This is a genomic window from Methyloversatilis sp., assembly GCF_030698125.1.
Classification (GTDB): domain Bacteria; phylum Pseudomonadota; class Gammaproteobacteria; order Burkholderiales; family Rhodocyclaceae; genus Methyloversatilis.
Window position 1 is genome coordinate 86371 of record NZ_JAUYNV010000057.1, and the last position, 22624, is coordinate 108994.

General features: G+C 64.7%; 17 protein-coding genes. 7 read left to right on the forward strand and 10 right to left on the reverse strand.

The window, feature by feature from the left end:
• Positions 1–127 precede the first annotated feature (127 nt).
• Positions 128–2731 (forward strand): EAL domain-containing protein, encoded by a 2604-nt coding sequence (locus Q8Q80_RS18995; protein WP_305634573.1) that lies wholly within the window; start codon positions 128–130, stop codon positions 2729–2731.
• Here Q8Q80_RS18995 and def read toward each other — a convergent pair.
• Together def and Q8Q80_RS19005 are read right to left on the reverse strand one after the other, a co-directional pair.
• Positions 2710–3240: a peptide deformylase gene (gene def / locus Q8Q80_RS19000; RefSeq protein ID WP_305634583.1), complete on the reverse strand. Its 531-nt coding sequence runs from the start codon at positions 3238–3240 to the stop codon at positions 2710–2712. The genes Q8Q80_RS18995 and def overlap by 22 nt on opposite strands.
• Complete coding sequence (locus Q8Q80_RS19005) at positions 3237–3986, reverse strand: S-methyl-5'-thioinosine phosphorylase (protein WP_305634592.1); 750 nt, start codon at positions 3984–3986, stop codon at positions 3237–3239. Before Q8Q80_RS19005 ends, def begins: the two co-directional genes overlap by 4 nt.
• A 338-nt stretch (positions 3987–4324) precedes the next feature.
• Here Q8Q80_RS19005 and typA point away from each other — a divergent pair, with 338 nt between their 5' ends.
• On the forward strand, positions 4325–6139 hold the full coding sequence (gene typA, locus Q8Q80_RS19010; RefSeq protein ID WP_305634615.1) for a translational GTPase TypA: 1815 nt from the start codon (positions 4325–4327) through the stop codon (positions 6137–6139).
• A gap of 78 nt (positions 6140–6217) precedes the next feature.
• On the opposite strand, the gene Q8Q80_RS19015 is transcribed toward typA, so the two are convergent.
• The 6 genes from Q8Q80_RS19015 to smc are packed head-to-tail and all read right to left on the reverse strand — an operon-like array spanning position 6218 to position 15061.
• Positions 6218–6736, reverse strand: a complete 519-nt coding sequence (locus Q8Q80_RS19015; protein WP_305634617.1) for a hypothetical protein — start codon at positions 6734–6736, stop codon at positions 6218–6220.
• Between the two features lie 3 nt (positions 6737–6739).
• Positions 6740–7285 (reverse strand): hypoxanthine-guanine phosphoribosyltransferase, encoded by a 546-nt coding sequence (locus Q8Q80_RS19020; protein WP_305634619.1) that lies wholly within the window; start codon positions 7283–7285, stop codon positions 6740–6742.
• Positions 7282–8166: a UTP--glucose-1-phosphate uridylyltransferase GalU gene (galU, locus tag Q8Q80_RS19025; RefSeq protein ID WP_257081766.1), complete on the reverse strand. Its 885-nt coding sequence runs from the start codon at positions 8164–8166 to the stop codon at positions 7282–7284. The genes Q8Q80_RS19020 and galU overlap by 4 nt, the downstream gene beginning before the upstream one ends.
• Positions 8167–8170: 4 nt before the next feature.
• Entirely contained in the window at positions 8171–10258 is a 2088-nt protein-coding gene (gene ligA / locus Q8Q80_RS19030; protein ID WP_305634621.1) for an NAD-dependent DNA ligase LigA, read from the reverse strand.
• Positions 10258–11478 carry a cell division protein ZipA C-terminal FtsZ-binding domain-containing protein gene (locus tag Q8Q80_RS19035; protein ID WP_305634623.1) on the reverse strand — a complete coding sequence of 407 codons (1221 nt, stop codon included), beginning with the start codon at positions 11476–11478 and terminating at the stop codon, positions 10258–10260. Before Q8Q80_RS19035 ends, ligA begins: the two co-directional genes overlap by 1 nt.
• Positions 11479–11503: 25 nt before the next feature.
• Positions 11504–15061, reverse strand: coding sequence for a chromosome segregation protein SMC (smc, locus tag Q8Q80_RS19040; RefSeq protein WP_305634625.1), 3558 nt, complete (start codon positions 15059–15061; stop codon positions 11504–11506).
• 348 nt (positions 15062–15409) lie between these two features.
• Between smc and Q8Q80_RS19045 the strand changes: the two genes are divergently transcribed.
• Together Q8Q80_RS19045 and Q8Q80_RS19050 are read left to right on the forward strand one after the other, a co-directional pair.
• Positions 15410–15652 (forward strand): type II toxin-antitoxin system Phd/YefM family antitoxin, encoded by a 243-nt coding sequence (locus Q8Q80_RS19045; protein WP_305634627.1) that lies wholly within the window; start codon positions 15410–15412, stop codon positions 15650–15652.
• Positions 15649–15912 carry a Txe/YoeB family addiction module toxin gene (locus Q8Q80_RS19050; RefSeq protein ID WP_305634630.1) on the forward strand — a complete coding sequence of 88 codons (264 nt, stop codon included), beginning with the start codon at positions 15649–15651 and terminating at the stop codon, positions 15910–15912. Before Q8Q80_RS19045 ends, Q8Q80_RS19050 begins: the two co-directional genes overlap by 4 nt.
• A 422-nt stretch (positions 15913–16334) precedes the next feature.
• On the opposite strand, the gene Q8Q80_RS19055 is transcribed toward Q8Q80_RS19050, so the two are convergent.
• Both Q8Q80_RS19055 and Q8Q80_RS19060 read right to left on the reverse strand, forming a co-directional pair.
• Positions 16335–16730 (reverse strand): type II toxin-antitoxin system VapC family toxin, encoded by a 396-nt coding sequence (locus Q8Q80_RS19055; RefSeq protein ID WP_305634632.1) that lies wholly within the window; start codon positions 16728–16730, stop codon positions 16335–16337.
• Positions 16727–17563: a hypothetical protein gene (locus tag Q8Q80_RS19060; RefSeq protein ID WP_305634634.1), complete on the reverse strand. Its 837-nt coding sequence runs from the start codon at positions 17561–17563 to the stop codon at positions 16727–16729. The genes Q8Q80_RS19055 and Q8Q80_RS19060 overlap by 4 nt, the downstream gene beginning before the upstream one ends.
• A gap of 414 nt (positions 17564–17977) precedes the next feature.
• Between Q8Q80_RS19060 and Q8Q80_RS19065 the strand changes: the two genes are divergently transcribed.
• From Q8Q80_RS19065 to Q8Q80_RS19075, 3 genes are all read left to right on the forward strand, one after another.
• Entirely contained in the window at positions 17978–20086 is a 2109-nt protein-coding gene (locus Q8Q80_RS19065; RefSeq protein ID WP_305634646.1) for a type I secretion system permease/ATPase, read from the forward strand.
• Positions 20087–20176: 90 nt separating this feature from the next.
• The gene (locus tag Q8Q80_RS19070) at positions 20177–21610 is read left to right on the forward strand and encodes an HlyD family type I secretion periplasmic adaptor subunit (protein ID WP_305634636.1); all 1434 of its coding nucleotides are present in this window, start codon (positions 20177–20179) and stop codon (positions 21608–21610) included.
• A 100-nt stretch (positions 21611–21710) separates the two neighbouring features.
• Positions 21711–22619 carry a hypothetical protein gene (locus tag Q8Q80_RS19075; RefSeq protein ID WP_305634638.1) on the forward strand — a complete coding sequence of 303 codons (909 nt, stop codon included), beginning with the start codon at positions 21711–21713 and terminating at the stop codon, positions 22617–22619.
• Positions 22620–22624: the final 5 nt, after the last annotated feature.

Genomic DNA, 22624 nt, shown 5'->3' on the forward strand with positions numbered 1-22624 from the left:
CAGCGTGGCGCCAACAAACCCCATGCTCCAGCCCGCACTTCAGCCATCGCCCCGGACTCCGGGCAGAGACACTCACAGCTCCCCCACCCACACCTGCGACACATCCCGCACTTACCGGATCTGACCGTTGAGTTTCTCCACGTACACCCCGCGTCGCCTGTCCCTGCTTGACCGGAGCAAGCCGCTGGCGATCGCGCTCATCGCGCTGTTGTCCGGACTGGCACTGACCGCCTACATCGCCGATGTCGAGGCGGATCAGATGCTGCAGCGCCAGCGCGATGAAGTGGCAGCACAGATCGGTGTCGTGCGGGCGCGTCTGGAAAGTGAAATCAACAGCGCCGCCCATCTGTCGCTCGGTCTGGTCAGCTATGTCGCGGCCAACCCCACCATCACGGGCGATGCTTTCAACCGGGTGAGCGAACGCATGCTCGCCTACGGACGCCACGTTCGCAGCATCGCGCTGGCGCCCGACAACGTGCTGAGTTTCGTCCACCCGCTCGCCGGCAATGAAGCAGCGCTCGGCCTGCGCTATCTGGACCATCCGGCGCAACGCGATGCGGTGCTCAAGATGATGGAAAGCCGACGCTTCGTGCTCGCCGGCCCGCTCGAGCTGGTGCAGGGCGGTGTCGGACTGATCAACCGCTTTCCGATCTACCTGCCTGCGGGAGAGGGCCGCCCGGAAATATACTGGGGACTGGCCTCCATCGTGCTGCGCTTCGACACCCTGCTCAAGGCGAGCGGTTTGCTCGACGCCAACCCGCACGTCCGCTATGCCCTGCGCGGGCGCGATGGTCTGGGCGCGGCCGGCGAGGTCATCCACGGCAAAGCGGATGTGTTCAGCCTCGACCCGGTCAAGGTCGACGTCGTGCTGCCGGACAACGCGCGCTGGCAGCTGGCTGCCGTACCGGTCGGCGGCTGGCGCGGCGCGCTGCAGGAAACCCGCGTCATCAGCATCTGGATGGCCGGCAGCCTGATTTCTCTTGCGATCGCAGGCTTGCTCGGTCTCGGGCAGCTGCAGATCCGTCGCATCCGGCTGCGCGACGCCGATCTGTCGCTGGCCGCCAGCGTGATCCAGAGTTCGAACGAAGCCATCGTGGTGACCGACGAAGGGGATCGCATCGTGTCGGTCAATCCGGCGTTTTCGAAACTCACCGGACAAACGCGTGAAGCGGTGCTCGGCAAGCTGGCGTCAGCCGTGGTGTCGACGCCCTACGACGCGTCGAGTCACGCGTCATTCGTCGAGCGCATTGACGCCGGTGGCGACTGGTCGGGCGAACTCGACGATCGGCGCGCCGATGGCGAAACCTATCCGAAGCGACTCAGCATCTATCCGGTCAGCAATCTGCATAGCGGCATCGTCCACTACGTGCACTCGTTCAGCGACATCAGCGAACGCAAGGCCGCCGAACGCAAGATCCATCATCTGGCTCACCACGACGTGCTCACCGGGCTTCCGAACCGGCTCAGCCTGCAGGGCCGGATGGAACAGGCCATGGCCGAAGCGCGCCGGCACGGCACGCTGATCGCCGTGATGATGATAGACATGGATCACTTCAAGGACATCAACGACACGCTGGGTCATCACGTGGGCGACGCGCTGCTGGTCGATGTCGCGCAGCGGCTGCTCTGCTGCGTGCGCCACAGCGATGTGGTGGCTCGGCTGGGTGGCGACGAATTCGTCGTACTGGTGACAGACATGGCATCCACGCTCACGGCTGCCGCCGTCGCGGAGAAGATCGTGTCGGCGCTGTCGGCGCCTTACCAGGTCGAGGCCTACCGACTGCACTCGACGCCCAGCGTCGGCATCGGCGTGTTCCCGAATGACGGCACCTCGGTCGATACCCTGCTGCGCAACGTCGATACGGCGATGTACCACGCAAAGGCTGCCGGCCGGAACAATTACCAGTTCTTCGACCAGAGCATGTCGGCCAATGCGAGCGAGCGGCTGGCCTTGCAGGGCAGCCTGCATCACGCAATCGAAACCCGCCAGTTCGTGCTGCATTACCAGCCGCAGATCGAAGTCGCCACCGGCCGGCTGGTCGGCGTCGAGGCGCTCGTGCGCTGGCAGCATCCCGAGCGCGGTCTGGTGCCGCCGAACAGCTTCATTCCGATCGCCGAAGAAAGCGACCTCATCATCAAGCTCGGCGAATGGATCCTGCAGGAGGCCTGCTGGCAGCTGAGCCGCTGGAAGGACCAGGGCCTGAAGCTGCGGGTGTCGGTCAATCTGTCGGCGCGCCAGCTGCGCTCGAAGAACCTGCTGCATCAGGTGGAAGACACCCTGATGCGCCATGACCTGCGCCCGGGCGAGCTCGAGCTCGAAATCACCGAAAGTGTGGCCATGGACAATCCGGACGCCACGCTTCGCATGCTCGGCCAGTTGCGCGAACTGGGCGTCGAACTGGCGATCGACGATTTCGGAACGGGCTACTCATCGCTGAGCCATCTGAAACTGATGCCGTTGCAACGCCTGAAGATCGACCGCTCGTTCGTGAAGGACATCGAAAGCGATCCGGACGATGCGGCCATCTGCGCCGCGACGATCAGCCTGGCGCAGCACCTCGGGCTCAGTGTGGTGGCGGAAGGCGTGGAAACGGAAGCCCAGCTCGCCTTCCTCGGCACTCTTGGCTGCGAATGCGTACAGGGCTATCTGTTCAGCAAGCCGCTGCCGGCCGCCGAATTCGAGGCGTGGGCCGCGCAGCATGCGGCCGCTCAATCGTCGCTGGCGTCCTGATCGGGAAACAACACGTCGGTATAGCCGAATCGGCTGAAGTCGCGCACCCGCATCGGGTAAAGCACGCCATCGAGATGGTCGCATTCGTGCTGCACCACCCGGGCGTGAAAGCCGTCGACCTCGCGCTCGATCACCGTGCGCTGCGGATCGAAGCCGCTGTAGCGCAGCCGGGCATGACGCACCACGACGCCACGCAGGCCGGGCACCGACAGACAACCTTCCCAGCCCTCCTCCATATCCATGCTGAGCGGTGTCAGCACGGGATTGACCAGCACGGTGAATGGCACGACGGGTGCCTCCGGATAGCGCACCGACGGCGAGCCGCCAAACACCACGACGCGCAGGTCGACACCGATCTGCGGCGCGGCAAGCCCGGCGCCGTCGGCCGCCTGCATGGTGTCGATCAGGTCCTGCACCAGCGCATCGAGTTCCGGGCAGCTGAAGCGCCTGACCGGCTGCGCCACGCGCAGCAGTCGCGGGTCACCCATGCGCAGGATGTCGCGGATCATGCGCACTCCCCGTTGGTGCACAGGGCTTCGAGCAGGCGGCGAACGCGCGTCATCGCCTCCTGCAGCATGTCCTCGATGGCCGACATTTCGATACCGTGCAGCGAATCACCACGACCGGCAGCGTGGTTCACCACCACATTGATCGCTGCGTAGGCGAGGCCGGCCTCGCGCGCCAGCGCCGCTTCGGGCATGCCGGTCATGCCGACGAGGTGCGCGCCGTCGCCTTCAAGCCGGTTGATTTCCGCCGCCGTCTCCAGCCGCGGGCCCTGGGTCGCCGCATAGACCGCGCCATCGACCACCTGCTCGCCGGCTCGCGCGGCGGCATCGAGCAACGCCCTGCGCAGGGCGGCGTCATACGGCTCCGTGAAATCGATGTGCTTCACCTGTCCATCGTGGCCATCGAAGAACGTGCTGTGACGGCCCCAGGTGTAGTCGATGATCTGGTCCGGCACGACCAGCGTGCCCGGCCCGAGGTCGGCCCGGATGCCGCCGACCGAGGCAACCGACACGATGCGCGCCACGCCGACGCTGCGGAGCGCCGAAATGTTCGCGCGGTAATTCACGCGGTGTGGCGCAATGGTGTGGCCGTATCCGTGGCGTGCGATGAACACCAGATCCCGCCCGGCCAGGCGGCCGAAGGTCAGCGGGCCGGACGGCTCGCCGTAGGGCGTACGCACCACTTCGCGACGGGTGACGTCAAGATTGGCCAGCTGCGTCAGACCGCTGCCGCCGATGATCGCCAGCATATGTGCACTCCTTTATTCCGGGTCATCCAGTCTATCAGGCAAGAAAAGCCCGGCTTTCGGGGTTGTCCTGGCGGCATCACGGAACGGCGATCCCGGCGGGGACGCCGCAAAGGGGCCTTCCGCACGAATACGGCAAGGTGCTGACCGAAGGGCCGTGGGAGCGACGTCCTCGTCGCGATCAATGCGGCGACCGTCGCTGAGCGAAGTGCGCATCGCGGCGGGGACGCCGCTCCCACAATGGGAGCTCCCGCACGGATGCGGCACGGTGCGGGGAGGCCGACTCAGCTGGCGTGCCGTGCTACACTTGCGTGTTTTTCTTATTGCGCTGCACCATTCCTATGTCCCGCTCCATACGCAACATCGCCATCATCGCGCACGTCGATCATGGCAAAACCACGCTGGTCGACCAGCTGCTGCGCCAATCCGGCACCTTCGCATCGCACCAGCAGGTTTCGGAGCGGGTGATGGATTCAAACGATCTCGAAAAGGAACGTGGCATCACGATCCTTTCGAAGAATTGCGCGATCGAGTTCGAAGGCACCCACATCAATATCGTTGACACCCCGGGCCACGCCGACTTCGGCGGCGAGGTCGAGCGCGTGTTGTCGATGGTCGATGGCGTGCTGCTGCTGGTCGATGCGGTCGAAGGTCCGATGCCGCAGACCCGTTTCGTCACGCGCAAGGCGCTGGCGCTCGGCCTCAAGCCCATTGTCGTGGTGAACAAGATCGACCGTCCGGGCGCACGTCCGGACTGGGTGGTCAATCACACCTTCGACCTGTTCGACAAGCTGGGCGCCACGGAGGAACAGCTCGACTTTCCGGTCGTGTACGCCTCGGCGCTGAATGGCTTCGCGATGCTCGATTCGAGCACCCCGGGCACCAATATGCGTCCGCTGTTCCAGGCCATCCTCGACAACGTGCCGCAGCCGGAAGTCAATGAAGACGGCCCGCTGCAGCTGCAGGTGTGTTCGCTCGATTACTCGACCTACATCGGCCAGCTCGGCATCGGTCGCATCACGCGCGGCCGCATCAAGCCGAACCAGGAAGTCGCCGTGTATTACGGTGATGAACTGCGCGGCAAGGCCAAGGTCGGCCAGGTGCTGACCTTCAAGGGTCTGGAGCGCACGCAGGCCGAATCGGCCAGCGCTGGCGACATCGTGCTGGTGTCCGGCATCGATCAGGTCAATATCGGCGTCACCATCTGCGATCCGGAATCGCCGGCGCCGATGAAGCCGATCGCGGTTGACGAGCCGACTTTGACGATGAATTTCATGGTGAATGCCTCGCCGCAGGCCGGTCGTGAAGGCAAGTACGTCACCAGCCGCCAGATTCGCGAGCGGCTGGAAAAGGAACTGCTGAAGAACGTCGCGCTGCGTGTTGAATACACCGACGATTCGGACGTGTTCATGGTGTCGGGTCGGGGTGAGTTGCACCTGACCATCCTGCTCGAAACGATGCGCCGCGAAGGCTACGAACTGGCCGTGGGTCGCCCGCGCGTGGTGTTCAAGGAAATCGACGGCGTCAGGAGCGAGCCGTATGAATTGTTGACCGTCGACGTCGAGGAAACGCATCAGGGCGGCGTGATGGAGGAACTGGGTCGTCGCCGTGGCGAGTTGCAGGACATGCAGTCGGACGGCAAGGGCCGGGTGCGCATCGAATACCGCATTCCGGCGCGCGGCCTGATCGGCTTCCAGGGCGAATTCCTGAATCTGACGCGCGGCACCGGTCTGGCCAGTCACGTGTTCGACGATTACGGTCCGGTCGCCGGCGCCATGTCCGAACGGCGCAACGGCGTGCTGATTTCGCAGAACGACGGCGAAGCCGTGGCCTACGCGCTGTGGAACCTGCAGGACCGCGGCCGCATGTTCGTGAGCCCCGGCGACGTGCTGTACGAAGGCATGATCATCGGCATCCACTCCCGCGACAACGATCTGGTGGTGAACCCGATCAAGGGCAAGCAGCTGACCAACGTGCGCGCGTCCGGCACCGACGAAGCCGTCCGTCTGGTGCCACCGATCTCGCTGACGCTGGAATCGGCGATCGAATTCATCGCCGACGACGAACTGGTCGAAATCACGCCGAAGACGATCCGCCTGCGCAAGCGTCACCTGAAGGAACACGAACGCAAGCGCGCCTCGCGCGACGACGCCTGAAATTTCGAGGCATGTAATGAAAAAAGGGAGCGCTCAGGCGCTCCCTTTTTTTGTCCGTCCGTCGCTCGGCGCGCCCGGTCACTGCGGGCCGCTGCACACCGGTTTCGGTTCGGCGCAAAGGCGCGCATAGGCCGTCTGCAGAACCCGTGCATCATTGCTGGCACGGTGCCGGGTAGTATGCAGTTCTTCGCTGACTTCCTTCTTCACCTCGTGCCAGCGCGCCGCCTGTGCTTCGCTCAGCAGTTCTCGCAGGCTGCGCAGGTGAAAGTGCGGCACGCGATCCACCTCGTCGTAAAGACGGGACAGCCAGGCGTAGTCATTGCCCCAGGCGTCGCTATAGACGTCCTGGTCGCGCAGCGCCTCGTCGAGACGGCAGACGACATCTTCTATCGGCAGGCCGTACTGCATGAGCACTTCGCGCGTGATGTGATGGATCGCCTCGGCGCTCTGGTCCCAGTGCCGCCATTGCGCCGGTGGGCGAACGAGGCAACAGATTGTGCGGCCATCGGGCAGGATGCAGCCGACCTCGATCGGATAGCTGCCGGCCCCGAAGCCGGACGCTTCGACGTCAAGAAACACCGGCAGCGCTTCGGCCATCGCCTACTCCCTGAGTGCGTAAATGGCCGGGAGGTTGCGCCAGGCACCGCGCACGTCCATGCCGTATCCGAAAACGTAGCGGTCCGGCAATTCGAGTCCGGTGAAGTCGGCCTTGATCGGCTTGGTCCGCCCGATCATTTTGTCGGAAAACACGGCGGTCAGGCAGCGTTGCGCACCCGCGTCGAGCAGGTGGCGGCGTATCGCGGCCAGCGTGATGCCCTCGTCGAGGATGTCGTCCAGTACCAGCACGGTTCGCCCGGCGACCGGGATGCGCGGCTCGCTGATCCAGCGCAGCGCACCGCCCTGCGTGTCGCCGCCATAGCGCGTGACGTGCAGGTAATCGAAATCGAGCGGGAAGGCGAGCTGCGGCAGCAGATTGCCGGTGAACACCACAGCGCCGCCCATGACCGACAGCAGCAGCGGATAGCTGTCGCCCAGTGCGGCGGTGATTTCACGCGCCAGCCGGGCAACCGTGGCGTCGACCTGCGCCGCGTCGCAGATCAGTTCGGCGCCGTCGAGCAGCGCCTGCGCATCGGCGAGACGGCTCACGCAGCGTCGGCGGCTGCGGCGTGCTGCGCGTCCAGCCAGGCCGAGAACGCGGCGCCGACTTCCGGATGCTTGCGCGCCAGTTCGACCGTGGCCTGCAGATAACCGAGCTTGGAGCCGCAGTCGTAACGCGTGCCCTTGAACGGATAGGCCAGCACGGCCTCCTCGCCCAACAGCGCGGCGATCGCGTCGGTCAGTTGCAGTTCGCCGCCGGCGCCCGGCGTCAGGGCGCGCAGGTGATCGAAAATGCTCGGTGTCAGGATGTAGCGGCCGACCACCGCCAGCGTCGACGGCGCCACTTCGGGCTGCGGCTTCTCGACAATGCCGGTCACGCCATACAGGCCGCCGACATCGGCATCCGTGCTGACGATGCCGTAGCTCGCCGTCTGACTGCGCGGCACTTGCTGCACGCCAAGGATGGAGCGGCCGAAGCGATCGAAAATGTCGGTCATCTGCTTCAGGATCGGCGGCTCGCCATCGATCAGGTCGTCGGCCAGCAGCACGGCGAACGGCTCGTCGTTCACCACCGGCGCCGCGCACAGCACCGCATGGCCCAGACCGAGCGGTTCCGACTGGCGGATGTAGATGCAATTGACGTGCTTGGGCACCGTGTTGCACAGCGCCAGCAGTGCGGTCTTCTGCTTCATTTCGAGCTCGTGTTCCAGCTCGTAGGCCTTGTCGAAGTGGTCGGCGATCGAACGCTTGGTGCGGCCGGTGATGAAGATGAGGTCGGTGCACCCTGCGGCAACGGCCTCTTCCACCGCGTACTGGATCAGCGGCTTGTCGACCACCGGCAGCATTTCCTTCGGATTCGCCTTGGTGGCGGGCAGGAAACGGCTGCCGAGACCAGCCACCGGAAATACGGCTTTACGCACTGATTTCATCTACTTATGACTCCCTGTTGCCGAGCAGCGACAGCAGCCCGGATTCATCGAGGATGGTAATCCCCAGTTCTTGCGCTTTGATGAGTTTGGAGCCGGCATCCGTGCCAGCCACCACAAAATCCGTCTTTTTCGATACCGAACCCGCCACTTTCGCGCCCGCCGCCTCGAGCAGATCCTTTGCTTCGTCGCGCGACAGCGTCGGCAGCGCGCCGGTCAGCACAATGGTCTTGCCGACCAGCGGGCCGCTGGCCACCTGCATTTCACCCTCTTCCCACACGATGCCGCAGGCACGCAGCTGTTCGACCACTTCGCGGTTGTGCGGCTGCGCGAAAAAGCGGTGGATGCTCGCCGCCACCACCGGCCCGACGTCCGGCACCTGCGCCAGTTCGGCTTCGCTGGCGTCCATGATGCGGTCCATGCTGCCCAGGTGACGCGCCAGATCCTTCGCCGTCGCCTCGCCGACATGGCGGATGCCGAGCGCGAACAGGAAACGGCCGAGCGTCGTCGTCTTCGACTTCTCCAGCGCGGCGACCAGATTTTCGGCCGACTTGTCCGCCATGCGGTCAAGCTCCGCCAGCTTCAGCACACCCAGCCGGTACAGGTCGGGCAGGCTGCGGATCAGGCCGCCGTCGACCAGTTGCTCGACCAGCTTGTCGCCCAGCCCCTCGACGTCCATCGCCCGCCGCCCGGCGAAATGCAGCAGGGCCTGCTTGCGCTGCGCTGCGCAATACAGCCCGCCGGTGCAGCGGTGATCGATTTCGCCTTCTTCGCGCACCACGTCGGAACCGCACACCGGGCAGTTCATCGGCATGGAGAATGCCCGCGCGTGCGGCGGCCGTCTGTCCGACAACACCGACACGACTTCGGGAATCACGTCACCGGCGCGGCGCACGACGACCGTGTCGCCGACATGAACGTCCTTGCGGCGGATTTCCGACTCGTTGTGCAGCGTGGCATTGGTGACCGTCACGCCACCGACGAACACCGGTGCCAGCCGCGCCACCGGTGTCAGCTTGCCGGTGCGGCCGACCTGTACCTCGATGTCCTGCACCGTGGTCAGCGCTTCCTGCGCCGGGTACTTGTGCGCCACCGCCCAGCGCGGCTCGCGCGTCACGAAACCGAGCTTCTGCTGCAGCGCCAGGCTGTTCACCTTGTACACCACACCGTCGATGTCGAACGGCAGGCCCGGTCGCGTCTCGGCGATGCGCGCATGAAAGGCGGCCAGCGCGTCGGCGCCGCTGCAGACCGCGCGGTGTTCGCACACCGGCAGGCCGAAGGCAGCCAGCGCGTCGAGCACGCCCGAGTGGGTGGCCGGCACATTCCAGCCCTGCACCTCACCGAGACCATAGGCGAAGAACGACAGCGGGCGCCGCGCCGCGATGGCCGGGTCGAGCTGACGGATGCTGCCGGCCGCCGCATTGCGCGGATTGACCAGCGTCTTCTCCCCCGCCGCGTCGGCGCGCAGGTTGAAGGCATCGAAACGATCTCGCCGCATGTAGACCTCGCCGCGCACCTCAAGCACTTCGGGCAAGCCGGGCGCATCGAACAGCGAGGGCGGCTGTGAAGGCGAATGTGAAGGCGGCTGCGGCACCAGCGTCAGCGGTACCTCGTGAATGGTCCGTACGTTCTGCGTCACATCCTCACCGGTTTCGCCGTCGCCGCGCGTGGCGGCCAGCACCAGCACGCCCCGCTCGTAGCGCAGATTGATCGCCAGGCCGTCGAACTTCAGTTCGGCTGCGTACTCAACCGGCGGCTGCGTGTCGTCCAGCTTCAGTTCGCGCCGCACGCGCGCGTCGAAGTTCAGCGCGCCGGTCGATTCGGTATCGGTTTCGGTACGGATGGACAGCATCGGCACGACATGGCGCACCGGTGCGAAGGCGGGCAGCGGCTTGCCGCCGACCCGCTGCGTCGGCGAGTCAGGCGTGCGCAGCGCCGGGTGTTCGGCTTCGAGCGCCTGCAGTTCGCGGAACAGCCGGTCGTACTCGGCGTCGGGAATCTCCGGCGCGTCGAGTTCGTAATACAGGCGGTCGTGCCGGGCGATCTGCGCGCGCAGTGCTGCCGCGCGCTCGGTGGCCGATGCTGCCGACGGCATCAGCTGAACAGCCGGTTCGCCGATTCGCTGCCCGGCTTGATGCCGAACTGGATCATGCGGCCCTGGAATTCGGCCACCTTGCCGCGGATCAGTGCGAGCGAGGCGGGCGACAGCGGCTGCCGGTTGTCGTCCACCACTTTGGCGCCCAGCGTGTGCGCGAACTGTTCGGCCACCATGACCATGCGGTCGAACTGGCGCGCGCCATCAGCCACGGTCGGCACGTCGAGCAGCAACGTGACGCCCTGGGTCTGCAGCGCCTTCATCGTGTCGGCCGAAAACTGTTCGGCATCGAGGCTGCACAGCGTGTAGAGCGTGTTGCCGACATCGTCGCGCGCGTGGAACTGGCCGCCGCTCAGCGTGAACCCCTGCGCCTCGGCCAGACCGCGCAGCTTGGTGCCGGAAATGAGCGACTCGCCGGCGACCAGATTGAGACCGATCTGCACGTCGACCGAAGCGGCGAAACTGTCCAGCTCGCGCGCCCGGCCGAGCAGTTCGCGCACATCCGGAAAATGCACCACCGCCAGGAAGCGGTCGGCCACGCCCTGCAGCGCGTGGGCCAGCGCCGACACCGACGCTTCCGACAGCGCACCGCGCCGATCCGCCAACTGCACCGCCAGTTCGACCTTCGACAGCGCACCCGCGGTCTGCGCGGTCAGCGGCAACCAGCGGCCGGCATGTTCGTCGCGCCCGCGCAGGCGCATCGTCACGGCAAGGGTCTGCGTGAGGTCATTCCACGTGCGCAGGAATTCGGTCGCCGCCACCGGCGCCTCGAATTCGATCGTGATCAGCTCTTCCACCTGCCGATCTGCCCAGCCGTCGGCCATCGGCTCCGGGGCATCGGGCGGGGCATCCGTTGCCCATTGCGCCACGGTGCGGTCGGCTTCGGCCGGCGAGGCGGCGACCGGCGCCAGCGGTTCGGTGATGTCGGTCACCGGCTCCTCCGCGAGCATCGGGTCCTGCGTTTCGCGACGCACCTGCTGCGTGGCCGACGGGTCGGACAACGGCGCGGCGTCGTCGCTCAGGTCGAAATCCAGCGTGGGCTCGAGACGCCGCGGCGGCGCGTCGGGCGGGTCGATCAGCACGTCGGCATGGGTTTCGCCCAGTGCGCGTTCGGCGGTCTGGCGGTGGCGCTTTTCCTGCCACATGTTGTAGCCGACCACTGCACCGATGCCCACCACGCCCAGTGCGATCAGTCCGATCTGCAGTTCAGTCAGTTGCATTGATGACCTTCCTCTTTATGTTTTTTCAGACGCTGACCGCTTCATCGCGCAGTTTCAGCGCCTGTTCCATGTCGACCTCGACCACGCGCGAACATCCGCGCTCCTGCATCGTGACGCCCACCAGTTGTTGCGCCATTTCCATCGTGATCTTGTTGTGGCTGATGAACACGAACTGCGTAGCGGCCGACATGCGCTTGACCATTTCGCAGAAGCGTTCGGTGTTGGTGTCGTCCAGCGGCGCATCGACTTCGTCCAGCATGCAGAACGGCGCCGGATTGAGCTGGAACAGCGCGAACACCAGCGCCGTCGCGGTCAACGCCTTTTCACCGCCCGACAGCAGCTGGATCGACGCGTTGCGCTTGCCCGGCGGCTGTGCGAACACCTGCAGCCCGGCATCCAGAATTTCGTCGCCGGTCATCACCAGCCGCGCCTCGCCGCCACCGAACAGCTCCGGGAAGATGCGGCCGAACTCGGTATTCACGCGATCATACGTGTCCTTGAGCAGGGCACGGGTTTCGCGGTCCATGCTGCGGATGGCATCTTCCAGCGTGCCGATGGCCTCGCGCAGGTCGGCCGACTGCATGTCCAGATAGCCCTTGCGCTCGGCCGCCTGGGTCAGTTCTTCCAGTGCGGCCAGATTCACCGCGCCGAGCGCCGCGATGTCGCGGTTCAGGCGGGCGATTTCACCATTCAGACTGCCTTCGCGCACGTTTTCCTGCTCGCCTTCGGCAACCAGCGCATCGAGCCGGCCTTCCGGCAGCGTGATTTCGGCCAGCCGCTGCGCGAACTGTTCGGCGTTCAGCGCCGCCGCCTGCTGCTTCAGCCGGCACTCGGCCAGACGCTCGCGCGCCGGCGCCAGCCGCTGTTCGCTCTGCGCGCGCTGCGCATCGAGGTCGCGCAGCTGCGCCGCCAGCCCTTCCTGCGTGTCGCGGCAGGTGGCCAGCACCTGTTCGCGTGCGCGGCGGGCGTCCAGCGTCTGCTGCAGCGTGGCGTCGATGCTGCGCTCGTCGATCTGCGCAAATTCGTCGCGCCGCAGTGCGCATTCGAGTTCGGCGTTTTCGAGCTGAGTGCGCGCGACCGACAGGTTGTTCGCCAGATCGGTCAGCCGGCTGGCGCATTCGCGCTGCGAAAAGCCGGCTTCCTGCACCTCGCGCGCCGCCGCCTGATCGGCAAAGCGCGCCTCGCGCAGCGTGCCGTCGGCGCTCTTGTGCGCCTCCAGCGCCGCGTCGAGCCGGTTGCGCTGCACATCGATCAGTTCGCGTGCGCGCTCGATCTCGATTTCGGCGCGTTCCAGATGCGCCTGTTCGGTCTGTTCCGCCTGATCCACTTCGGCGCGGTCGCGCTCCAGTGCGGCGCGCTGCTCGTCGAAGCGCGACACCGCCTGGCCGAGCTTGATCTGGTCGACCTGCGCGGTGTGCGCCGCCTGGGTCAGCGACTGCTGCTCGCGCCGCGCCGCCGCCTGTTCTTCGTGTGCCGCGGCCAGCGCCGCTTCGGCTTCGCGCAGCGCCTCGCGCGCCTCGGCCAACGCGGCCTCGGCCATGTCGATGTCGCGGCCCAGTTGTTCGATGTCGCGCGCGCGCTCCAGCACGCCATGCGTGCGCGCGTCCGGCGCATAAAGCGTGAGCGACGAACCCTGGGCGACGCGGCCCTGGCGGTCGACCTGGGCCGCACCGCCCTGGGCCGCACCGCCCTGGGCCGCTCCGCCCTGTAGCGAACTCCCCTGAGCCGGTAGCGCCAGCACCTCGACGGCCGCCACCGGCCCGAGCCACAGGTCGAGCAGCGCGTCCCAGCGCGCGTCGAGCGTCTGTACGCAATGGCGCAGGCTGTCGGCCGAAAGCGGCGTGCGCGGGTCGGCGCCCGGCAGTGCGAGGGTCAGCGTCTGCGGTGCGGCACCGGCCGCACCGGCGGCGGCCAGCGTGTCGGGCGATGTAGCATCGAGCGCGCCCAGGCGCTCGCGCAGCACGGCTTCGACGGCCAGCTCCCAGCCGGCATCGACCTTGATGGCCTGCCACAGCGGTCGAGCGTCCTGCAGGCCGAGCGCTGCCAGCCAGGGCGCGAGCTTGCCGTCGCTCTGCGTCTTGCGCTGCAGCTCGACCCGCGCGTCGCGTCGGGCGCGGGTTTCGGTCAGCGTGCGGGTGGTGGCGCGCTCGCCGTCCTGCGCGTTGCGCACCGCGCCCTGCAGCTGCGGCACCGCGATCTGCGCCGCCTGCATGCGCTGCTGCGCGGCATCGACCGCCGCCTGCAGCTCTTCGAGTCGCGCCTGGGCCAGCGACAGCGCTGCGCGGTCCGGCTCGATCAATTGTGCCGCGTCGTGCGCGATGCGCTCGCGCCGGCCGGCCAGCGAATGCAGCATGCGGCCGGCGTTCGCGCGGTGGGTTTCTTCCACCTTGAGCTGCTGTTCGACCGCCGCCAGATCGCGCCGCGCCTCGGTCGCCAGTTGCTCCGCCTCCTGGAACGCGGCTTCGGCTTCAGGCAGCAGCGCGCGTGTCGTTTCGTGCCGCGCCTCGGCCTGTTCGATGCGGTGGGCGGCGTGCTCGGCCAGCGTGGTCCAACGCGCGGTGTCGCTTTCGATGCTTTCGATGCGCGCGCGCCAGTTCGCCACCTCGCCATCGAGCTGGGCGATGCGCGCCGCGAGCTTCTGGCGGTTTTCCGCCGCGCGCCGCAGATCGTCTTCCAGCCGGCTGGCTTTCGCGTTGGCGGTCAGCAGTTCGGCCTGCGCCGCATGCACCGCCTCGGAACTGGCGAAATGTTCGGTACGGATGCGCTCCAGCGCTGCCTCGTGGTGGCGCAGCGCCGCGGTTTCGCGTTCGATGTCGTTTTCGATGCGGCCGGCGTCGCCCGCCAGCGTGTCGGCCTCGGCCGCCGCGGCGCGCTGCTTCATCGCCCACAGCAGCGCCTGGCGCTCGACCAGCCGGGTATTCAGTTCGGTGTGGCGGGCGGCAACTTCCGCCTGCTTCTGCAAGCGCTCGATGCGGCTGCCCAGTTCGCCGACGATGTCGTCGAGCCGCACCAGATTGTCGCGCGCGTCGTCGAGCCGGCCCTGCGTTTCACGGCGCCGCTCGCGGTACTTGGTGATGCCGGCCGCCTCTTCGAGAAAGGCGCGCAGCTCTTCCGGCCGCGCCTCGATGATGCGCGTGATCATGCCCTGCTCGATGATGGCGTAGGCGCGCGGGCCCAGGCCGGTACCGAGGAACACGTCGATCACGTCGCGCCGGCGCACCCGCGTGTTGTTGATGAAGTAGTCCGACTGGCCGTCGCGCTCCAGCACCCGCTTGACCGCGATTTCGGCGTACTGCGACCACTGCCCGGCCGCCCTGCCCTGGTCATTGTCGAACACCAGTTCGACCGACGCCCGCCCGACCGGCTTGCGCGTGCCCGAGCCATTGAAGATGACGTCGGTCATCGCATCGCCGCGCAGCGCCGACGCCCGCGACTCGCCGAGCACCCAGCGCACCGCATCGATGATGTTGGACTTGCCGCAGCCATTCGGCCCCACCACGCCGACCAGCTGGCCGGGCATCAGGATGGTGGTCGGATCGACGAAAGTCTTGAAGCCGGCGAGTTTGAGTTTGGACAGTCGCACGGGACGGCGGCGGGGGGCGGATGTAGGGCTAAAAACCGGCTGAATGATATCACTCGGGGCTTCATGGCCCGGCCAGCCTGCAGCGCGATGCGCTGTATCGGCAGTAAAAGTGCGCGCCGACATACGGTGACCGCGGGACTTTGACCTCACGGGCCGGAGCGCTGCAACGCCTGACCCCGCGGCGACGTCAGGCGAACAGGCGGGGGCTCACGAACCCACGCGGGGCAAAAAAGCCGGGGGCCCCTTGTTCGCTGCATGCAGGCGTCTGAAATGCTTCGGGCCGCTCAAAACAGCGATTGAAGTCTCGTACGTAAATACGTACTCTATCGGTCTCATCGGAGATCAACCATGACCACCCTCACCGCCAGCGAAGCACGGGCGAACCTGTATCGACTGATCGACCAGACCGCAGCGTCACACCAGCCCATCCACATCGCCGGCAAGCGCACGAGCGCAGTTCTGATCTCGGCGGAGGACTGGCAATCCATCCAGGAAACGCTGTACCTCTTGTCTGTCCCCGGCATGCGCGAGTCCATCAAGGAAGGCATGGCTGAACCGCTTGGCGAGAGCGCCAGGGAGCTCAACTGGTGAGCTGGCGGGTTGTCTTCGCCAGGCACGCCGGGAAAGACGCGAAGAAGCTGGCCGCAGCCGGCCTGAAGTCGAAAGCCCAGGAATTGCTCGCGGTTCTTGCCAACGATCCATTCCAGAATCCGCCGCCCTATGAAAAGCTCGTGGGTGATCTTGCGGGCGCGTATTCGCGACGCATCAATATCCAGCACCGCCTGGTCTACGAAGTATTTGTCGAGGAGCGCGTTGTCCGTGTGCTCAGGATGTGGTCGCACTATGAATAGAAGCGATCAGTCCCTAATGACGAAGAGCGTGCCACAGACACTGCGGGCGTGATGACGCGTCAGCAGACAAAGCTCGCCGAGCAAGGTGAGGCAGAATCCTGCGCATGCCGTCGCACCGCACCGCACCGCATCGCCCACAGGAAGAAACGACTGGGCACTTGCTCGTGTATTCAATTTTGTGTGCAGCAGCACGATCAGCCCCTTGCTGTTCGGGTGCAGGAAGCCATAGTTGCGCGAGCGCCTGAATCCTCCTGGCACGGCCTGCTACAGGATCAGGTGCAGGAAGTCGGCACCGGGCAGCGTGCGCACCGTCGTCTGACCGCTTCGCCCATCGCGACATCGAAAGCTCACCTGGCCGTCGTGCTCATGATCGCAAGAGAGAATGTCGGCTGCGCCGCTCCGGCCTCCTCTCACCTCCGGCGTTAGCCCGCAGACATCGACAGCGCGCGGTTCGGAAACGCACGTAAAAGCCGCTTGTCCATCGTGATCAGTTTCGTGTCCAGCTTCGCCGCAAGCGCAACGAACTCGCAGTCATACGCTGAGCAGTCGCTGTCGCGTACAAGTTCAAGAACTGTTCGCGACTCAACCTCATATTCGCAACCCGCGAGCAGGCTTTCAGCCTCCGCCTGCAGGGTTGTTGCTTGCTCAAAAGCGATGTCCTTGCGCCGCACGTACCCGGCAAGGATGTTCCTGAACTCGCTTCGCCAGAGGATCGGCGCACACCAATCAGGATCGCGTTCCAACAGTGCCTCTGCAGCAGCGGTGTGCTCACCAGGCAGGTACAGGTAGGCAAGAACGTTTGTATCCACAACGATCATGCCCTGCCCTCGCGTTTGGCCGCGTCAATGTCGTCGTGCGTGAACCGTTGTTTTGGTAACGCAGCGCGCAACTCCCTTGCCCTCGCAAGTCGCTCGCTGGGAGCAAGCCTTGTTGGCAGAAGCACGGCTTCCAGGCATACGATTGCCTCGCTGTTCAGGCTTCGCCTGTGCATCTCGGCTGCGCTCTTCAATCGCTCGTACACGGCGTCAGGTATGTTCTTCAACGTCAGCGTAGTCGGCATGGGTTTGCACCATTTGGAAACCAAAGCGGTTCCATTTTGGCACGTGCAAGCCCGTTCCGCCATCCCGCCGCTGCGGGCCAACGAATACAGCTTCGGTGCGGTGGAACAACTGCTCGCAGACCTCAGGTCCGACGTCGAGCGCTGGGCTTCACCATGAAGGCCATCATCGACGTGTCTGGTAAAGGCTGGGTCTTCACGACCGCCGTGGCTCAGGGTGATCTGCCCCGAACCGGCGAACCGCGAACTACTTGAAAGAAGCGGCTTAAGGACCTTCGCCCTCCCCCGCGTGCCACCCTGACGAAACGGCGGCGACAACCATTTCGAACAGGAACAGCGCGTTGGCGCTCGCGAAGGTGATGCCGTGCCGTACTGCACGACCAGATTCACCACCACCAATACGCCGCCGAGGATGATGAGCACGGCCCGGGTTTCCGGGCCGATGGCGGCGATTTCGCTCAGCGGCGACTCGCCGCGCAGCCAGGCGGCGAACGGGGCGACGGCGATGACGCCGAAAACACGGCAGGCATCTGGCGCATTTGCGCCATGACAGTGCTGGACTGAGTCGGCGGGAGCGACTGGGAGGTAGCTCAAAAGCGCGTTGCGTCGCGCGAAAAATATCGAGGCGCATCTCGTACCGCGCCTTCCCGGTTCGGGAAGCACGGGAATTTCACCCGTCACGAATATTTAACACATCCGTTTGCCTTCCTTAACCACGCGCTGAGGCGCGCCGGACGCTCACCCCTACGAAGTCAAGCGGGTACGCATCATCCATTCGGACGAATGCCGAAAAACACGATCCCTTTTAAATAAGCAGCGGTGTCATACGCATATTCAGGAGTCAAACAAGGTTGCCTCCCGGACTCCGCGCAATGACCAAGGCATCTCATACGCAGCGCGTCAAAAAAAAGATGAAATAACTTGATGAATCAACCACACGCTGCGAGTCATCCGGCCTCACCCACCACCAGCTCGCAACCAGGCTTCAGTGGCCTGAAATGCCTTGCATTGGTCGCCCGATTTCTCGGATGCGCTGCCGATGCCGAGCAGATTCATCATCAGCGCGGCCTCAGCGGCACACCGGTCACGGCCGATGATCTGGTCCGTGCAGCACGCGGTCTGGCCTTGAAGTCGAAAACGGCCCGCCTCGAAACAACGCCGGAGGGGATCAGGCGCCTTGGCAAAGGCTCACTTCCCTGCATTCTCGAAACGCACCACGACGACGACGGCGCTGCCGCCGAGTTTCTGGTACTGGCGCGGGTCGAGGGCGAGAGGGCGCTGATTCACGACCCGCAGGCGGAACGGCCGGTACTGCTCTCGCTGGATGAACTGGCGGCCCGTCTTTCCGGCCGCGCCGTCCTGATCACCTCCCGCGCCCAACTGGCTGGCGCCCTCGCCCGCTTCGATTTCACCTGGTTCGTCCCCGCCGTCGTGAAATACCGGCGCCTGCTGGCGGAAGCGCTCGTCGCGTCGTTCGCATTGCAGATCTTTGCGCTGGTCACCCCGTTGTTCTTCCAGGTGGTCATGGACAAGGTGCTGGTGCATCAAGGCCTGGCCACGCTGCAGGTGATCGGTGTCGGCCTGTTGGCAACCGTGCTGTTCGAATCCGTGCTGTCGGCGCTGCGCACCTATGTGTTTGCGCACACCACGAGCCGCATCGACGTTGAACTGGGCGCCCGGCTGTTTCGCCATCTTCTCGGCTTGCCGCTGGCCTATTTCGAGGCGCGCCGTATCGGCGATTCGGTCGCGCGGGTGCGCGAACTGGAGAACATCCGCAATTTCCTGACCGGTCCAGCCCTGACGTCGGTGATGGACCTGCTGTTCACCTTCGTCTTTCTCGCCGTCATGCTCTGGTACAGCGTGCCGCTGACGGTGCTGGTACTGGCTTCGCTGCCGCTTTACGCGCTGCTGATGGGTTCGACGATGCCCGCGTTCCGCCGCCGGCTGGACGAGAAATTCGCCCGCGGCGCCGAGAACCAGGCATTTCTGGTCGAGGCCGTTTCCGGCATCCAGACGCTGAAAGCGGGCGCGACCGAACCGCAGGCGATACGCCGCTGGGACGAACAGCTCGCCGCCTACGTCGCCTCCAGCTTCCGCGTGACGAAACTGGCCGCCTTCGCCGGCGAAGGCATACAGCTCATCCAGAAGCTCGTCACTGTCGGCATTCTGTGGCTGGGTGCCTACCAGGTCATGGACGGCGCAATGACGGTCGGCAGCCTCATCGCCTTCAACATGCTGGCGGGTCGCGTCGCCCAACCCGTACTGCGTCTCGCCCAGTTGTGGCAGGAACTTCAGCAGGCAGGCATCGCGGTTGCGCGGCTGGGCGACATCCTGAACACGCCGACCGAAACGCGCGCCGCGAGTCGCACCCAGTTGCCGGCGCTGCGCGGCGACATCGAATTCGATCAGGTGCGTTTCCGCTACCGGCCCGACGGCTCGGAAGTGTTGCGCGGCATCAGCTTTCATCTGCGCGCGGGTGAGGTGCTCGGCATCGTCGGCCGCAGCGGCTCCGGCAAGAGCACCGTGGCCAAGCTGGTGCAGCGCCTGTATGTGCCCGAGCGCGGGCGGGTGAAGGTCGATGGCGTCGATCTGGCTTTGGCCGACCCCGCCTGGCTGCGCCGGCAGATCGGCGTCGTGCTGCAGGAAAACCGCCTGTTCGCCCGCAGTGTGCGCGACAACATCGCGCTGGCCGACCCCGGCGCATCGATGGACGCCGTCGTGCAGGCCGCCAAGCTGGCCGGTGCGCACGAGTTCATCCTCGAACTGCCGGAAGGTTACGACACCCTGGTCGGCGAACAGGGCTCGACGCTGTCGGGCGGGCAGCGTCAGCGCATCGCCATCGCGCGCGCCCTGATGACCAACCCGCGCGTGCTCATCTTCGACGAAGCGACCTCGGCCCTCGACTACGAATCCGAACGCATCGTGCACGACAACATGCGCTTCATCTGCAAGGGGCGCACCGTCATCATCATCGCGCACCGGCTGTCGGCGGTACGCGATGCCCACCGCATCATGGTGATGGAAGCCGGCGAAATCGTCGAACAAGGCAGTCATGCCGAACTGCTCGCCGCACCGGGCGGGCGCTACGCGCATCTGCATGCGCTGCAGGCGGGGTGATGAGACCCCCACGCTCACTTCGTTCGCTGCCCCCCGAGGGGGCTGCGCTTGCCCTTGGGGCGGCCCGGCGGGCAGCGCGGAACCTCTGACATGTCGACAATACTGATTCGCCACCTTCCCGCACTGTTCGCCCGTTACTGGCAGGTCTTTCGTGCCGCCTGGGCACAACGCAAGGATCTGCAGCCGCCCTCGCGCGGCACGCTGGAACGCCAGTTCCTGCCTGCCGCGCTCGAACTGATCGAAACCCCTGCGCCGGCAGCCCCCCGCGCCATCATGTGGGCGCTCGTGGCCGCACTGGTGGTCGGGTTGCTGTGGTCCTGGCTGGGGCGGGTGGACATGGTGGCCGTGGCCTCCGGCAAGGTCATATCCGCCGACAAGACCAAGCTGGTGCAGCCGGCCGAAACCGCCGTGGTCCGTCGCATTCACGTCAGCGATGGACAACATGTCGAAGCAGGCCAACTGCTGGTCGAACTCGAAGCGGCCGCCACGGCCCCCGAAGCCGAAACCGAGCGTGCGCAGCAGGCCCTCAACGCCGCCCGGCTTGAGGCCGCCCGCTACGCGGCACTGACCAGTGCCGGCCAGGCCAGACAAGCCGAGGTAAGACTGCCCGCCCTGACCGGCATCCACCCGGACGACCTGCGAGCCGAACAACGCGCCGCACAGAGCCAGTACCTGGAACATCGGGCTCGACTCACCAGTTTCGACGCCGAAATCAGCCGCCGCAGCGCCGAGCTGGCCGCCTCGCGCGAACTGGTGCAGAAGCTCACGGAAACGCTGCCCATCGCCCGCTCCCGCGCCGAAGACTACAAAAGCCTCGTCGAGCGCAACTTCGTGTCGCGCCACGGCTATCTGGAGCGCGAACAAGTGCGTATCGAACAGGAGCGCGACCTTGGCTACCAGGAAGCGCACGCCCTCGAACTGATGGCAGGCATCGAAGAAGCCCGCAGCCGGCGCGCCGCGCTCATCGCCGAATTCGAACGCAATGCCATCGCCGCACAACTCGAAGCACAGAAGCGCGCCAACCAGCTCGAACAGGAACTGATCAAGGCCCGCACGCGCGAAGTGCAGCAGAAACTCATCGCCCCGGTCGCCGGCACCGTGCAGCAACTCGCCATCCACACCGAAGGCGGCGTGGTAACCGAAGCGCAACCACTGATGGCCATCGTGCCGGACGAACAACAGGCCGAGGTCGAAGCCGTGCTCGAAAACCGCGACGTCGGTTTCGTGCAGCCCGGTCAGCGCGCGGTGATCAAGGTCGAAACCTTCCCCTTCACGCGCTACGGAACGATAGAGGGCGAAGTCGCCTTCGTTTCGCAGGATGCCGTGGCGGATGAGAAGAAGGGGCTGGTGTTCCAGGCACGGGTCCGGCTCAAGCACGCCGAACTGAAAGTGGATGAACGCATCGTGCCGCTGTCGCCGGGCATGGCGGTGACCGCCGAAATCCATACCGGCAACCGCAGGGTGATCGAGTACTTCCTGGATCCACTGCGTAAAACGGTGAGTGAAAGCTTAGGAGAGAGGTGAATGAAAGAGTTAATGCCTCCAAGGCAGCACAAAAAATCGAAGAAATACAATATTGAGCAAAACAGTAAGCATTGGTAAATTTATTTAATGGAGAATTGGCGTGATCAAAGATAATTGCATTCCAATAATAGCGTTTGCTCTAGTTGTCGCCGGCGTTAATGCTTACGCTCAGGGACAAACACCCAATCAAGAAGGATATAGTAGAAATACACTATCCGATCGTCACGAAACAAATCAGAAATTCGACGGACAGGCCTTTACGAAAGACAACAATATCTGGGCCTACACCGCAGCGTTTGCAGAAACATTCGGCATGTCTAAAGACGGGGTAGACAACCAACTTGTCGGTATCGAGGCCATCGCATTTCGCATAGAAGACCCCGGATATCGGCTTTGTGGCATGGGCGGAAAAGTTGAACAATGTATGAACCAAAATCGATGCATGCTAGACGTTTATATCGACGAACGGAAACATCCCTTGCCATGGTTGCGCCCAGAACAAAAAGCCGACTGGCACTGGCGCTACAGTTCGTCATTTTTTCTCCGCACTCCAACGGAAAAAGATGGCGCACCCATAATAGAAACAACTGAGTTCATCCCAAACAGGGGTATTAACCGAACTTCTACGTTACGCCCTTTTGCCGACCCAGTCTCCAGAAAAGAGGTTGCTTGGTTCACAAATGCGCGAAGTAGCGCCAATGATGGCCACGGAGGAGACCTCGTTCTAATCTGGGGTTTCAAGCGCAATGTGATTGCGGGTCTAACAATTCTATCGTTAAGTCAAGGCTGCACATTGCCGAACGACTCAAAGAGAAACTCCTCAATTGTATTCCGACTGGAAAGCCGGGATTCAATGACAGGCCCGACCATCAAGAATTTTCACGAATTTTCCTTTCCTGCAACGTTTAGTCAAAAGATACAAGAAGCAATACAGCTTTCCAAGGAAGCGAACGCACGGTATTACAAAAGCTTGTTTGAAAGCACTCAATCCCCAAGGCAAAGCAAATGAAGGAG